We start from the raw sequence: 14,015 nt of genomic DNA on the forward strand, positions 1-14,015 counted from the left end.
CCCATGCGCATCGGCACCATGAACCGGCGCCTTCTCATCGTTAGGCGCGTTGAGACCGGCACTGATTTGCTGAACTCGCCTGTGTTTGAGTGGCAAACCTGGCGCACTGTTTGGGCAGAGAAAATCCACAAAAAAGAGAACGAGCAGTTTTCACCTGATCTGCACCAGCGCTACGCCGTGCGCCTGGTGATCTTCCGCATCCGCTATCTCGCCGACATCTCCGAAGTGGACCGCGTCGAGTGCGAGGGAGTGACTTACGACATCAAGGGACTGCGCGAACTCGGCTTCCGCGATGGAACTGAGATCACGGCGGAATCCCAGTCTTAAACACACATGGCGCAGGACATGCTCGCCATAACGCTCAGCTTTCGAGCGACGAAGAAGCTTGCAAAGCACCCGATCTTCGGGGCTGACAAGCGACGCCACATCGTCAACCAGATGATGGATGTGTTGGCGGACTGGCGGCTTAGCCCGTTCGAGTATGAGGGTGCCTGCCGCGCGGGACTTCGGTCCGCACTGTGCCTTGATGGCTATTCTTGGCAACGGGCTGACGATGAAGCCGTCTCGATCATCGAAACATGCCTGAAAGCTCACCGGCGTCCGACATGGCTGCAGGGCCAACCCGAAGGCGTCGATAGAGAGAATTGTCTCGGCTGTGGCCAGTTGCTCGACACGTCAGATCGCCAGATGCGGCGCGTTTCATGGTGCAGCGAACTCTGCCGACTGGCCACCAAAGTCCGGCGTGAACAGGCGGATGATTACCAGGGCAAGGAAGTCACGAAGCGAGCATTCTACCTCGCCAAAAAGCAACAGCTCCGCAAGCGGACCTGTGAGTTCTGCAGCACGTCGTTTCGGCCTTCCGTGGAGGACTCCCGCTTCTGCTCGTCATCGTGCGCACGACATGCCCGCGGTGACATCCTCGAGCAAAAAGAGTGCGCGACGTGCGCGAAGACATTCCGGCCGCTGAGCCGCAGCAAAGCCGGTCTCTATTGCTCGCCGGTGTGCGCATCGACTGGCAGGACCACGAAGCCGGAGCGTCCGTGCGCCCATTGCCAGAGCTTGTTCAAGCCGCACAGGCATACCCAGAATTGGTGCTCGATCGAGTGCAGGGCAGCGGGCCAGAAGGCTACGCCCCGCAAGTGCGATCAGTGCGGCGACATGTTTCAGCCCGGGAGTCCAGCGGCTCGCTACTGTTGCGCAGAATGCCGGAATCGATCGGCTCACGATCGCAAGACAAAATGACCGCAAGCCGCAGCCTTCGGGCGGCGGCTTTTTCTTTTCTCTGAAAAAAGGGGCCGGCTGATGCCTAGTCCTCAACAGCGCCCGCTCGGCCGCAAGAACAATTTCTCCGGCTATGACTATACGCCCGGCGAGCTTTATGGAGGGCTCGGGTAATGGCCTATCGAGGCGGGCTTGGTACAAAGCAATATATTGGGACCTATTATTTTCCGCCTGAGCCCCCCCGCGTCGACAACGTCTCAACCAAGCGCACCGGCGTCGGCACACCTGGTGCCCTTGGACGTCCGAAGGCAGCTGTCATCGGAACTGGAAGGGTCGAGGGCATCCCTGTTTATGGTCAGACGAAAGTCGTAACCACGACTTATAGGGGGGAGCGCATAGGGTCTGAATTTGAACTTACCTATCCGGAGCCAACCTCAGTCGCGACAATCGATGTCGGCTATCTACTTTGCAGGGACTACTTCGGCCGCGGCTACGACATCATTCGAATCGAGGCAAACGATGAGGTCGTGTTTGACGCAGAGAATGGCGCAATCCCGAAGATTGCTTTTCGTTTCTATAACGGGCTTCAGACCACGGTCGACCCGCTCGTCAGGACAATTGTAGGAGCTAATGCTGGCGCGCACACGGGCGATGTCCTGCTCTTCCTACCGGACTTTCCGAGTCTGACCGCGCCTACGATCAATGTCGTAATTTCCAACGCGGCGACGGACACGGGCGGAACGCAAGAGATCACTTGGACCGGCGAAGAGCCCGTCAATCTGAACAACACCCAAAGGAGCGCATACGATCCGGTTGACGGCTTGATCTATCAGGTTTTGACGACTGCCGAGATTCCCTCGCTGACGACCTGTTACCTTTCGGTCTTGGACGTCGACACGGAAACAGAACTCTACCGAGTTCCGCTCGAGGACTCGTCAACGTATGTCAACAACGCCGCTTTCATCATAGCCCTTCGCGGTTCTGGTCATGTCGTCATTCGCCTGTCCGTGCCGGCGGAAACAACTTCTCCGTCGCGGGTCTACAACGCTTCAACGGGCCGTATCGTAGCCGAATGGCGCGAAGAGACTGACGAGTCGATTTACTGGATGATGAGCCAGCCGTTTGACGAAAACTGGTTGCTGCTTGGCGCCGATGTCGATGGAAGCGGCGGTCTCGGAACCCTTATGGCGGTGATCGACATTGCATCCGGCTCATTCGACGTCACGCGCAATGATGTAGCACTAGGGTCGGTCTACTTCTCACTCGGCCGACACTTGGCCGGCTCTGCGTCCTTCTTCGTGCATAGCAGCTCAACTTGCACCGAAGTCACCTATGGGGAGACGTGGTCGACGACGTCCGCTTATTCGTCTGTCGGCGTCGTTACTGGCATCCACTACGATCCACTGACTGAGTATCTGCTTGTGCTTGAGGAGTTTCCGTCCGGAACTCACAACGTACAGCTTGTCACGCCAGACACGGGCGCCATCGCTGATGCCTTCACTGTCTCATCAATCCTGTTTCCGCTTGTCGACAACCTGACTTGCGACAGAGCTTTTCCAAAGCCTGGGTTTGCCCTGTTCCGAACGTCATCATCAGAGGAATTGTGGGCGATCGACATCAATGCAAAAACAGCGACGCTGCTTGACGATGTCGATGCGCAAACTGGCGAGGAAGCAAGATGGGGTCTCTACGATCAAGCCCGCCTGTCCTACTTCATGGCGTCGGGCGATACGGTCTGGACGAAATACACCTTGCCCGGCACGCAACCCGGAGAGATCACTCTTGAAAGCCATATCAGCGACCTTCTGACCGGCCTTGGCCCTTACACAATCGACCAGATCGAGTTTTCCGGATTCGAAGATCTGTCGGATTGGGGAGATGTGATCGACAAGGACGGCACGAACATTCGAACCATTCTGCGCTCCTACCAGGATCCGCTCGGCTTCGTATGGACCGATATCGGAAGCAAAATCTTCTTCCGAAAGACGCCGACGGACGGCTCGTTCACTGCAGACGTAACGGTCAATGATTCGGATCTGGTGTTCAAGAAAGGCGGATCGATCGGCTCCAATGACCGAGGCGACATTACCCGGATCGCCAAGGTCTCGCTGGAATACATTTCAAGGGACGACAACTACCAATCCCGCACGGTCACGGCCGACACATACGGCGCCCTCTACGAGGTCACGCGGTCGACCCGGGAGGCGCAATATCAGACGTCGCTCACCTTGTCGGACGCGGATGGGGAACGGCTCGTCAACGAGATCCTTTGGAACCTTCAGGCCAAAGACCGGACGCACGCGTTCTCCGCATATGGTGAATTTGCCAGGATGATTCCGGGCGATGTCATTTCGGTTGCATCCGGCGACATCTCCTACACGGTCGAACTAACCAAGGTGAATATCAGGGAAAACCTGGTCGTTGACCTCGAGGCGAGAGACTTTCAAACCTCGCTCTCCGCAGACGTCGCCTCAGTCACCAACGCCGGCTTCTCAGGCATTTCGACGGTCACACCGCAGTCGCAGTACATCCATCTGGACATTCCACTACTGCGCTATTCCGACGACGCCGGCGGCGCCTGGATTGTCCAGTACGGCGTGGTTGCATCAAGGGGGCAACCCAATTGGGGCGGCGGCAGTCTCTACAGCGGTGCCACCGCGGGTGATCTCTCGGTCGAATACGATCAAGCGGCGCACGGCGGCGTCATCGGTATTTGCATCGATGCTCTTGGCAACCCAGTCGATCCATTTGCTACCACCGATGACTCAACGGTGACCTTCCGAAAGATCTCCGGTGACGCAACGCTATTGGTCGACAAGACGGAAGACGAAGTCCTTGCTGGAAAGAACCTCGCATTCGTGGGCTTTGCGGGCCGCTGGGAGGGGGTTGGCTACAAGACTGTCACCGACAACGGCGACGGCACCTACACGCTCTCTGGCTTCACAGTGAGGGGCTATCGCGGCACAGAAGTCTTCGCGCCCTTCCACCAGGCCGGCGACCTGTTCGTAATGGCCAGCGCGGCTTGGATAGAGCCGGTTCTGCATCCGGCCGCCGGCCTCAACGGGACCAGATTCTATAAGGCCGTTGGTTTTGGTCAGAGTCCCGCCGCTGCAATTGTCGGATCTCACGTCCTGCGGGGCGCGGCGGAGACGCCATACGCGCCAGTCAACCTCAACGCGGCGCTTGGTAGCCCGGACGGCATCGACCTGTCCTGTGACTACCGCTCAAGGCTCGCCAGTGGATTGAATCCGGCAAACTTCGGCGAAACCGCACTGGCGTTCGAATGGGACATTATGGACGGGTCTACCGTCGTGCGGACGCTCGAGAGTTCGGCCGGCGCCGTTCACTACGACGATGCTGACATCATCACTGACTTTGGCACCTACCCGGCGGCGATCGCTTTTCGGGTCTACATGGTCAGCGCGGTTGTCGGTCGAGGATATCGAGCACAGGCGAGCATCGCTCTGACCTATACGCTTACCGCAGATACGACCGTCATCCGGGCTGACAGCACCTACTTCACAGCGGATCAGGAATAGGAAAATGGCACAACAGACCATCGGCATTGGTGCGACCGGGAACGACGGAACCGGCGACGAACTGCGAACGGCATTCGACAAAATCAACGACATGATGACGGAGCTTTACAGCGCCTTTGGCAAGCGGCCGCTGAACGCCCAGGTAGGCACAAGCTACACCTTCGTGCTGACCGATGCAGGGAAGCTCTGCACCTTCGACAATGCCTCGCCCGTTGCCGTGACACTGCCTGAAAACTCGGATGTCGATTTTGACGTTGAGGCGGCGATCGACGTTTTCGTGAAAGGTGCCGGAACGGTCACTATCACTGCGGACGGGGCCGCGACGATCAACGGCGCCAGTTCGATCGTTCTGGACGGACAATACGCCGGTGCGTCACTGACACAGGAGACAGATGACGTCTGGATTGCAGTGGGGAGACTGGCATGATCCCGATCGGCATCATGGCTTCACAAGCCAGTGGTGGCGGCGGGTCACCGCCGGAACTGCCCGATGGCGCGACGGCATTCCTCGATTTCGTCAACGGCTTCTACTATGCCGGCGGTTCAACACAGGCGATATCGGCCCTGCTCGGTGGCGGCTTCAATAGTGGGGCAATCTCCGGCTCTGGCATGCGGATCACGCCGTCCAACGGCAATGCGCCAAAGGCAACCGGCGATTTCCTGGCTGATCTGACTGCAGGACTCGCGGCCGGCTGCACGATCCTGTTTGCTCTCAACTGCAACAACTCGCCGGGCGGCTTCCTGGCATTCATCGCGGATGGCGCGAATTACGATGTAGCTGACAATGCGATCATCGCGAGCGTGGGCGGTTATATCGAGGATTACAACGAGTTGGGCTTTGGTGACAGCGTGACCGGATCCGGGCTCCACAAAGAAGCCATGACGCTCAACCGCGATGCCGGCGGAGGCGACTATGAATATGCCTGGTCGAAAGACGGTGGCGCGGCGGTGACACAGACGGTGACCTATACACCATTCGCCGTCGATACCGTCCTGATCGGTCATGATGGTGTCGGCACCGGCAACACGCTGAACGATGTCTATGTCCAGTCGATCACGCTCTATCCGGCAAAGCTGCCTACCGATCTGCCGGCGCTGACATAGAGACGGTCGACTATTTGGCTGAATCCCCGAGCACGTCCCGAAGCGCTGCTTTTGTTCGCTCGTCTTGAAAATGGGCCTGTGCCTGCCGGTACTCAGCAAAGAACCAAACCTCTTTTGCCGCGAGATAGACCCATCTTTACTGAAGTGTGTGATGGCAACACCGATCGTCAAAGCGCCGCCTGTCGCAGCGACAATAGTCAGTGTCCCTCCGTCACTGTGAATCGGTATATCCCGCTGTTGTGGCACTTTCGCCTCTCCCTTCGTCCGGCAGGCCACTATGCGGGGCAGGGGATAGAAGAGCAATCGCTGGAGATTCTAGTGAACGCGCGGGCTCTTCCGTACCCATGGCGTACCCAAGGGAGATTTCTGGAGGAAATTGCGTTCAGCTAAGTACTTGAAAAGATTTGGCTCCCCGGGCCGGATTCGAACCAGCGACCAACCGGTTAACAGCCGGTTGCTCTACCACTGAGCTACCGGGGAACGGATGCTCTTATGTGAGTGGCGCAGCCTATAGCTGCCCTTTTCGGCTTTGCAAAGAAGCTTTTCACATTTTTCCGAGGCTTTTTCGCGCAGGCGTTTCTCGCAATCGTCGAAGGAAGCCCTCATATTAGCCGTCTTGGCGGGGATATGGAACCGAAAGCGCGGCGGCTGCTTTGGTTCAAGCATGCTTGCGAACAATCAAACGGGTCAATCTTTCGAGACGATGACAGCACAAGACAACCAGATGCCGGCGCGGAAAATCTCCGTTTTCGGGCGCGAGTTCAAAATGCCGCGCTCGCGCGGGCTCAGAATCACGATCGGCATCCTGCTGACCGTTGGCGGCGTCCTCGGTTTCCTGCCGATCCTCGGCTTCTGGATGGTTCCGCTCGGATTGCTGGTGCTGTCCTATGAATTCGCCATGGTTCGCCGTCACCGGCGTCGCTTTGTCGTCTGGTGGGAACGGCGTCGCCGGCCCGATTGACCGCCGATAGCGCAAGGCGGGTGTTCAGCGGGCGGCGTGCTCTTCCAGCGCCTCACGGATCTGCTTGAGAATCGCCGCGGCCGAGGCAAGCCTTGCCCTGTCATGCGGCGACAGGCTGTCCGCACCTTCGATGGACAGACGGTCGATTGCGTAATGCAGAGGCTCTCCGCATTGTGGCAGGGACAGGCCGGACGAGGCACTTGTATTTGCTGCCACTGTCCGGTGCATGGCTCTTCCTCCTGCCATGTCCAACGCACGGCCGCCGATGAGTTTCTTCTCCGGGCAGGCTATGCTTAATTGTCCGCTAATGGAGCGGTCAGGCCCGATCCGACGATTTGCCGGGTGCCGTCCGGACTGACGCGAGGAAACCGTTCGGAATGCACGGTGGCCGCTTGACGTCATTTTCGCCGCAACCTATTGGAACCGGGTGGAACGCCGGGAGCAATGAGGCCTCGTGGCGGAGTGGTTACGCAGAGGACTGCAAATCCTTGCACCCCGGTTCGATTCCGGGCGAGGCCTCCAATGCCCGGGCCCCCGCGCGGCAGCGCAGGGGCCTGAAGTTCCTGACACAATGGACCGCGGTTCTGGCGCGGCAAGCGGATTGGTTGGGACATGAGCGCTGATTTCTCCGAACTACGCGTCAAGATGGTCGACGGCCAGGTCCGCACCACCGATGTGACCAGCGCGCCGCTGCTCGATGCAATGCTTGTCGTCCCAAGAGAGATGTTTGTCGGCGCCGCCCAGCGCGATCTGGCCTATATCGACGAGGACATCCGCATTGCCGCCGGCGCGGACGGCGCGCGCTACCTGATGGAAGCATCGCCGTTGGCCAAGCTTATCCAGCTGGCGGAGATCAACCCGACCGATTCGGCGCTCGATGTCGGTTGCGGAACCGGCTACGCCTCAGCCATCCTGTCGCGACTGGCTAGGTCCGTGGTGGCGCTCGAAAGTGATTCGGCGCTGGCGGAAACCGCCAGATCGACGCTTTCGTCGCTGGGCTGCGGCAATGTGACCGTCGTCCAGGGCGCGTTGCCGCAGGGGCATGCCGCTAAGGCGCCTTATAACGTCATCTTCGTCGGTGGCAGCGTCGCGGAAGTGCCGGTGGCGCTTCTGGACCAACTCGCCGAAGGCGGCCGCCTTGTCGCCGTCGAAGGGCAGGGCAATTCCGGCGTGGCCCGTCTCTTTTTCAAGGCCGGGGGGGTTGTAACCGGAAGACGTGCATTTAATGCGGCAATTAAGCCACTACCGGGGTTTGAACGCATTCGTGCTTTCGAATTCTGAATGATTTGGCCTTGCAGGAGAGGCTGTGTCATGGTCGCTTGCATTTGAACGATCGCTGCGGATCCCAGACTGGGGGCACTTTGGGGTGAGCAGCAGGGAACATCGAACACGCGGCGCCGGCTGATCTATGAGAGAAGCAGGCGCGGCGCGGTTCCCATGGAAAACGAATGAGGGTTTAACCGTGCCGTCTTTACGCAAGTCACTTTTCACCGCCGTCCTCGTTTCGGCGACCATGCTGTCCCCACTGGCGGCTTCAGCCGAAAGCATCTCCGGCGCGCTTGCAAAGGCCTATCAGTACAATTCTTCGCTGAATGCATCCCGCGCCGGCGTTCGTGTCACCGACGAGGGTGTCGCCATCGCCAAGTCGGGCTACCGCCCGATTGTCACCGGCTCGGCGGATATTGATTATTCGAGCAGCCATCTCAATGGCACCAATTCAAGCGTGAGGCTGACCACCGGAAATTTTGGCGTCCAGATAAACCAGATGCTGTTCGATGGCTTTCAGACCAGGAACAATGTCGCTGCCGCCGAAGCGCAGGTCCGCGCTTCCGTCGAAAGCCTGCGCAACACCGAAGAGGGTATCCTGTTCAGCGCGGCCCAAGCCTATATGAACGTGATTCGCGACCGGCAGGTCGCCGTGCTGACTGAGCAGAACCTTCAGTTCCTGACCGAAACGGCGCGCGCGGCGCGTTCGCGTTTCGAAGTTGGCGAAGGCACGCGCACCGATGTCGCCCAGGCCGATGCTTCGCGGGCCGCCGCCGTGGCATCGCTGAGTGCCGCCCGGGCGCAGGCGCTGGCAAGTGCGGCGATCTACCGCCAGATCGTCGGCGACGAGCCGGGCAAGCTCAAGGGCGCTTCGCCGGTGGCAAAGCTGTTGCCGTCGAGCCTCGCCGCCGCCGTCGGGGTGGCCTCGAACGAGCATCCGGCCATCCTTGCCACGCAGCATCTGGTCGACGCGGCCGCGTTTTCGGTGAAGTCGGCCGAAGGCGCGCTGTTGCCGCAGCTGTCGGCTTCCGCCGGCGTTTCGAGCGCCTATCGCAATACCTCGCCTTTGCCGGGCGTCGGTTCGCAGGATGGCACGACCAATTCGGCCAGTGTCGGGGCAACGCTGACCATCCCGATCTATTCGGGTGGCCGCACCTCGGCGATCGTGCGCCAGGACAAGGAATCGCTCAGCCAGGCCCGCATCCAGGTCGACGTCAGCCGCGACCAGGTGCGCCAGGCCGTCACCGCCGCCTGGACCGAGTACACCGCCGCGCAGCAGCAGCTGACGGCCAACAGGCAGGTGATCGAGGCCGCGAAGCTGGCACTGAACGGTGTCATCGAAGAGCGCAATGTCGGCCAGCGCACCACGCTCGACGTCCTCAACGCGCAGGCGACGGTCATCACCGCCCAGATCAACCAGGCCGGTTACGAACATGATGTGGTGGTGGCGAGCTACGCCATCCTGCAGGCGACCGGCCGTCTGTCCGTCGACCGCCTTGGCTTGCAGGTAGCGAAATACAAGCCTGAAGAGCATTACAACGCGGTCAAGGACAAGTGGTACGGCCTGCGCACGCCGGACGGCCGCTGAAGCGTTCGGCCAGGACTGGCCGTGCTCCTCGTTTGAGCAGGATCTTTCGTACTGCGCTCTCGGGTTCAGATCGCGCTAATCTGTTGAAATCCCACAAGTCCCCAGATTGGGGATTCTCGTGCGGCGATCCGTCGGTTACGCTGTCGCCATGATTCGATCCGGCTCTGCCGGATCGGAAAACCCAACAGGGGTCACAAGGGCGGCGGATGTGACGATGGCAACGGCAAGCAGCGCACAGCGCGAACCTTCCATGGAAGAGATACTGGCTTCCATCAGGCGGATCATCGAGGACAGCGACGGCGGCCGCAAGCAGCCGGGCGACGCCGATGAGTTGAGCCAGGATCTGGAGCGCGCGTCGAGCGCCTATGCAGCCCCCGACGTGGAAGCATTCCGTGCCGACCTGCATGCCGCCCCCGACGGCAGGAAGCCGGTCACGCTGGCGGAAGTCCAGGCACAGTTGCCGGCGGCCGAGCCGGTGGCCGCACGCATGGAAACGCCGGTGCGCCCTGATCCCGGCCCGGCAAAGCCATCGATGACACTTGCCGAGGTCAGCGCCCGCGTCGCCGCCGAGCCAATCACGGTTGAAGCGCCGGGATCGCGTCCTGTCGCCGACGCTTCCATCGCCGATTGGCGTCGCGAGATCGCCGCGGTCGGTGAGCAGGCGAGGGCGGTGTCGGACCGGAGCGAAGCCCCCAAGACCGCTGCCCAGCCGTCCGTGGAGACTCCAAGTGACGAACCGACCGCGAAAGCAGCCGTCGAGCCGTCTCGTCCGGATGCAAGCGTGGTGCGACCGGTGGCGGCCAGCGACGCGCCGCGTCCGGCGATCGTTTCCGAGCACACCGGCCGGCAGGTCGCGGCTGCCTTTGGCGAGCTTTCCGACGCGTTTGCCAGCCGCAGCAAGAAGACATTCGACGAAATGGCCGAAGAGATGCTGCGGCCGATGCTGCAGGATTGGCTCGACAACAATCTGCCGACACTGGTCGAAAGGCTGGTGCGCGAGGAGATCGAGCGCGTGGCGCGCGGGGCGCAGTAGTTCCCCATGCCGATCACCAAAGGAAGCGGCGCCCTCGTGGCGCCGTTTCCTTTGGTGAGGTCAGCTTGTTGGCAGGACGACGGATCGCTTTCCGTTGAAATGACCAAGGCCGCGCCTATCTGGTTGTGAGGGTCCGAGACAGCCCTTGCGGTTGACTTGGTCAAAGCCTTCCGATTTACAGCGGACCAGCAAAACTCCCGACAGCGCGGACCATTTTCCCATGCTTGAAAAGACCTACGACGCCAAAACCGTCGAGCCGAAGATCGCCAAAGTCTGGGAAGAGGCCGACGCGTTTCGCGCCGGTGCCGGGGCCGAGGAGGGGGCGGAAGCCTTCACCATCGTCATCCCGCCGCCGAACGTCACCGGCTCGCTGCATATGGGACACGCGCTCAACAACACGCTGCAGGATATACTGGTGCGCTTCGAGCGCATGCGCGGCAAGAATGTCCTGTGGCAGCCGGGCATGGACCATGCCGGTATCGCCACGCAGATGGTGGTCGAGCGGCAGCTGATGGAAAAGCAGATCCATCGCCGCGACCTGACCCGCGAGCAGTTCATCGAGAAAGTGTGGGAGTGGAAGGCCGAATCCGGCGGCGCGATCTTCAACCAGTTAAAGCGGCTCGGCGCCTCGGCCGATTGGTCACGCGAACGCTTCACCATGGACGAAGGCCTGTCCAAGGCCGTGCTCGAAGTGTTCGTCACGCTCTACAAGGAAGGGCTGATCTACAAGGATAAGCGCCTTGTGAACTGGGATCCCAAGCTGCTCACCGCGATCTCCGATCTCGAGGTCGAGCAGCAGGAGGTCAACGGCAATCTCTGGCACTTCCGCTACCCCGTAGAGGGCCAGGTCTTCGACCCGGAAAACCCAACAACCTTCATCACCGTGGCGACGACGCGCCCGGAGACGATGCTGGGCGATACGGCCGTCGCCGTGCACCCTGACGACGAGCGCTTCCGGCATCTGGTCGGCAAGAACATCGTCCTGCCGATCGTCGGTCGCAGGATTCCTGTGGTGGCGGACGAGTACTCCGATCCGGAAAAGGGTTCGGGCGCGGTCAAGATCACGCCCGCGCACGATTTCAATGACTTCGAGGTCGGCAAGCGCCACAAGCTGCCGGCGATCAGCATCCTGACCACGGAGGCGGCGGTAAGTCTCAGGGATAATGAGGATTTCCTTGCCGGCCTCGAGGTGACGCCGGAGCGCCAAATTGTCTGGGACGAACTCGACGGCCTCGACCGCTTCGTCGCGCGCAAGAAGATCGTCGAGCTGATGGAAGAGGGCGGCTTCCTCGAAAAGGTCGAGCCGCATCGCCACGCCGTCCCGCATGGCGATCGCGGGGGCGTGCCGATCGAGCCGTTCCTGACCGAGCAATGGTATGCCAATGCGGCGGAACTGGCCAAGCCAGCGATCGCTTCGGTGCGCGAGGGGCGCACCAAGATCATACCCGGGAATTGGGAAAAGACTTATTTCCAGTGGATGGAAAATATCGAACCCTGGTGCATCTCACGCCAACTGTGGTGGGGTCATCAGATCCCGGCATGGTACGGGCCGGATGGGCGCGTCTTCGTCGAGAAGACCGAGGAAGAGGCGCTCGGCGCCGCGATCGAATACTACCTGGCTCTGGAAGGACCCTGGAAGGGCTGGGTCGAGGACAAGTTGGAGAATTTCCAGCCGGGCGAGATCCTGACCCGCGACGAGGATGTACTCGACACCTGGTTTTCGTCGGCGCTGTGGCCGTTCTCGACATTGGGATGGCCTGATGAGACGCCGGAGCTGAAGACCTACTACCAGACCGACGTGCTGGTGACCGGCTTCGACCTCATCTTCTTCTGGGTTGCCCGTATGATGATGATGGGCCTGCACTTCATGGACGAGGAGCCGTTCCACACCGTCTACATGCACGCGTTGGTGCGCGACAAGAACGGGCAGAAGATGTCGAAGTCGAAAGGCAACGTCGTCGACCCCCTCGACCTGATCGACGAATACGGGGCCGATGCGCTGCGCTTCACCCTGACGGTGATGGCGGCGCAAGGCCGCGACGTGAAGCTCGACCCGGCGCGCATCGCCGGCTATCGCAATTTCGGCACCAAGCTGTGGAACGCCACGCGCTTCGCCGAAATGAACGAGGTCGCGCGCAATGACGAGTTCTGGCTGAATGACGCGAAGCTGGCGGTCAACCGCTGGATCCTGACCGAACTGACGCGCGCGGCGCGCGAAATCACGGACGGCATCACCTCATACCGCTTCAACGAGGCGGCGGGTGCCGCCTACCGCTTCGTCTGGAACCTGTTCTGCGACTGGTATCTGGAATTGCTGAAGCCGGTGTTCATGGGCGCCGACGAGGCGGCCAAGGCCGAAAGCCGCGCCTGCGTCGCCTTCGTGCTGGATGAGATCTATAAGCTGCTGCACCCGATGATGCCGTTCATGACCGAAGAACTGTGGGCGCAGACCGCTGGCGAAGGCAAGCAACGCCTCTCGCTGCTGTGTCATGCGGCTTGGCCGTCACCGGATTTCGAAGACGCCGAGGCCGCAGCGGACATCAATTGGCTGGTCGAACTCGTCTCCGGCATTCGCTCCGTGCGTTCGGAGATGAACGTGCCGCCGGCAGCCATTGCACCGCTCGTCGTGGTCGGCGCCAATAATGTGACACGCGAGCGCCTCGTTCGCGAGGATTCGGCGATCAAGCGGCTGGCGCGGGTCGGCGACATCTCGCTTGCCGATGTCGCGCCCAAGGGCTCGGCGCAGATCGTGCTCAATGAGGCGACGGTCTGCCTGCCGCTTGGCAGCCTGATCGACCTCGCCGCCGAGGCGGCACGGCTGCAGAAGGAACTGGCCAAGGTGACCGAGGAGATCGCGCGCCTGCACAAGAAACTGTCGAACGAAAGGTTCGTCGCCAGCGCGCCGGCCGAGATCGTCGATGCCGAGCGTGAAAAGCTCGCCGAATACCGCGATGCGCAGGGCAAGCTGTCAGTCGCGTTGGCCAGGGTTCGCGACGCCGGCTAAGGATAGATTCGCGAGACTTTAGCCCTCTCTAAACTGCTGGTTTTCCGCCTCGAAAATCAGCATGCCGTTGCGTTAATTTTGACGTAAACGGAAGTTTTAGCCCCATTGTTGCCATAATGTAACAATGGGGCTCCCGGACCGCAAAAAACGCTGTTTTCGAACCTTTTTGGATGGGTTTCCTCTGTTTTTTGGAAGCAGATCCGCCATCACGGACCGTTTTCGGCCTTGCCGCATCCGGTTGCATTTCCTCGAAAATGCGCCTGGCGAATGTGTACATGTACGCTCTTGAATTCGTTGTT

11 protein-coding genes and 2 tRNA genes are annotated in these 14,015 nt (G+C 60.5%); 11 read left to right on the forward strand and 2 right to left on the reverse strand.

Going from position 1 to position 14,015, the window contains the following annotated elements; translation table 11 throughout:
* Positions 1–3 precede the first annotated feature (3 nt).
* The 5 genes from NKI99_RS02505 (at position 4) to NKI99_RS02525 (ending at position 5,864) form a co-directional block, all read left to right on the forward strand.
* Positions 4–327 carry a phage head closure protein gene (locus NKI99_RS02505; protein ID WP_352609604.1) on the forward strand — a complete coding sequence of 108 codons (324 nt, stop codon included), beginning with the start codon at positions 4–6 and terminating at the stop codon, positions 325–327.
* An 18-nt stretch (positions 328–345) separates the two neighbouring features.
* On the forward strand, positions 346–1,242 hold the full coding sequence (locus tag NKI99_RS02510) for a hypothetical protein (protein WP_352609605.1): 897 nt from the start codon (positions 346–348) through the stop codon (positions 1,240–1,242).
* A 152-nt stretch (positions 1,243–1,394) separates the two neighbouring features.
* Positions 1,395–4,760: a phage tail protein gene (locus NKI99_RS02515; protein ID WP_352609606.1), complete on the forward strand. Its 3,366-nt coding sequence runs from the start codon at positions 1,395–1,397 to the stop codon at positions 4,758–4,760.
* 4 nt (positions 4,761–4,764) lie between these two features.
* Positions 4,765–5,187 carry a hypothetical protein gene (locus NKI99_RS02520; RefSeq protein ID WP_352609608.1) on the forward strand — a complete coding sequence of 141 codons (423 nt, stop codon included), beginning with the start codon at positions 4,765–4,767 and terminating at the stop codon, positions 5,185–5,187.
* Positions 5,184–5,864 carry a hypothetical protein gene (locus NKI99_RS02525; protein WP_352609609.1) on the forward strand — a complete coding sequence of 227 codons (681 nt, stop codon included), beginning with the start codon at positions 5,184–5,186 and terminating at the stop codon, positions 5,862–5,864. Before NKI99_RS02520 ends, NKI99_RS02525 begins: the two co-directional genes overlap by 4 nt.
* Positions 5,865–6,269: 405 nt before the next feature.
* Here NKI99_RS02525 and NKI99_RS02530 read toward each other — a convergent pair.
* Positions 6,270–6,344 (reverse strand) — tRNA-Asn (locus tag NKI99_RS02530).
* A gap of 223 nt (positions 6,345–6,567) precedes the next feature.
* Between NKI99_RS02530 and NKI99_RS02535 the strand changes: the two genes are divergently transcribed.
* Positions 6,568–6,825 carry a hypothetical protein gene (locus NKI99_RS02535; protein ID WP_023812207.1) on the forward strand — a complete coding sequence of 86 codons (258 nt, stop codon included), beginning with the start codon at positions 6,568–6,570 and terminating at the stop codon, positions 6,823–6,825.
* Between the two features lie 24 nt (positions 6,826–6,849).
* On the opposite strand, the gene NKI99_RS02540 is transcribed toward NKI99_RS02535, so the two are convergent.
* Positions 6,850–7,053: a hypothetical protein gene (locus NKI99_RS02540; protein ID WP_128304002.1), complete on the reverse strand. Its 204-nt coding sequence runs from the start codon at positions 7,051–7,053 to the stop codon at positions 6,850–6,852.
* A 220-nt stretch (positions 7,054–7,273) separates the two neighbouring features.
* Here NKI99_RS02540 and NKI99_RS02545 point away from each other — a divergent pair.
* The 5 genes from NKI99_RS02545 (at position 7,274) to NKI99_RS02565 (ending at position 13,716) form a co-directional block, all read left to right on the forward strand.
* Positions 7,274–7,347: transfer RNA gene (locus NKI99_RS02545), tRNA-Cys, on the forward strand.
* A gap of 90 nt (positions 7,348–7,437) precedes the next feature.
* Complete coding sequence (locus NKI99_RS02550) at positions 7,438–8,106, forward strand: protein-L-isoaspartate O-methyltransferase family protein (RefSeq protein ID WP_023812205.1); 669 nt, start codon at positions 7,438–7,440, stop codon at positions 8,104–8,106.
* A gap of 181 nt (positions 8,107–8,287) precedes the next feature.
* Entirely contained in the window at positions 8,288–9,679 is a 1,392-nt protein-coding gene (locus NKI99_RS02555) for a TolC family outer membrane protein (RefSeq protein ID WP_023812204.1), read from the forward strand.
* 214 nt (positions 9,680–9,893) lie between these two features.
* The gene (locus NKI99_RS02560; protein WP_128304003.1) at positions 9,894–10,712 is read left to right on the forward strand and encodes a PopZ family protein; all 819 of its coding nucleotides are present in this window, start codon (positions 9,894–9,896) and stop codon (positions 10,710–10,712) included.
* Between the two features lie 220 nt (positions 10,713–10,932).
* On the forward strand, positions 10,933–13,716 hold the full coding sequence (locus NKI99_RS02565) for a valine--tRNA ligase (RefSeq protein ID WP_128304004.1): 2,784 nt from the start codon (positions 10,933–10,935) through the stop codon (positions 13,714–13,716).
* Positions 13,717–14,015: the final 299 nt, after the last annotated feature.

The sequence above is a fragment of the Mesorhizobium sp. M0239 genome, assembly GCF_040321815.1.
In the GTDB taxonomy this organism is placed as follows: domain Bacteria; phylum Pseudomonadota; class Alphaproteobacteria; order Rhizobiales; family Rhizobiaceae; genus Mesorhizobium.

Coding starts and splice junctions, on each gene's coding strand:
- NKI99_RS02505 (WP_352609604.1), top strand. CDS start 4: ATGCGCATCGGCACCATGAACCGGCGCCTTCTCATCGTTAGGCGCGTT.
- NKI99_RS02510 (WP_352609605.1), top strand. CDS start 346: ATGCTCGCCATAACGCTCAGCTTTCGAGCGACGAAGAAGCTTGCAAAG.
- NKI99_RS02515 (WP_352609606.1), top strand. CDS start 1,395: ATGGCCTATCGAGGCGGGCTTGGTACAAAGCAATATATTGGGACCTAT.
- NKI99_RS02520 (WP_352609608.1), top strand. CDS start 4,765: ATGGCACAACAGACCATCGGCATTGGTGCGACCGGGAACGACGGAACC.
- NKI99_RS02525 (WP_352609609.1), top strand. CDS start 5,184: ATGATCCCGATCGGCATCATGGCTTCACAAGCCAGTGGTGGCGGCGGG.
- NKI99_RS02535 (WP_023812207.1), top strand. CDS start 6,568: ATGACAGCACAAGACAACCAGATGCCGGCGCGGAAAATCTCCGTTTTC.
- NKI99_RS02540 (WP_128304002.1), bottom strand. CDS start 7,053: ATGCACCGGACAGTGGCAGCAAATACAAGTGCCTCGTCCGGCCTGTCC.
- NKI99_RS02550 (WP_023812205.1), top strand. CDS start 7,438: ATGAGCGCTGATTTCTCCGAACTACGCGTCAAGATGGTCGACGGCCAG.
- NKI99_RS02560 (WP_128304003.1), top strand. CDS start 9,894: ATGGCAACGGCAAGCAGCGCACAGCGCGAACCTTCCATGGAAGAGATA.
- NKI99_RS02565 (WP_128304004.1), top strand. CDS start 10,933: ATGCTTGAAAAGACCTACGACGCCAAAACCGTCGAGCCGAAGATCGCC.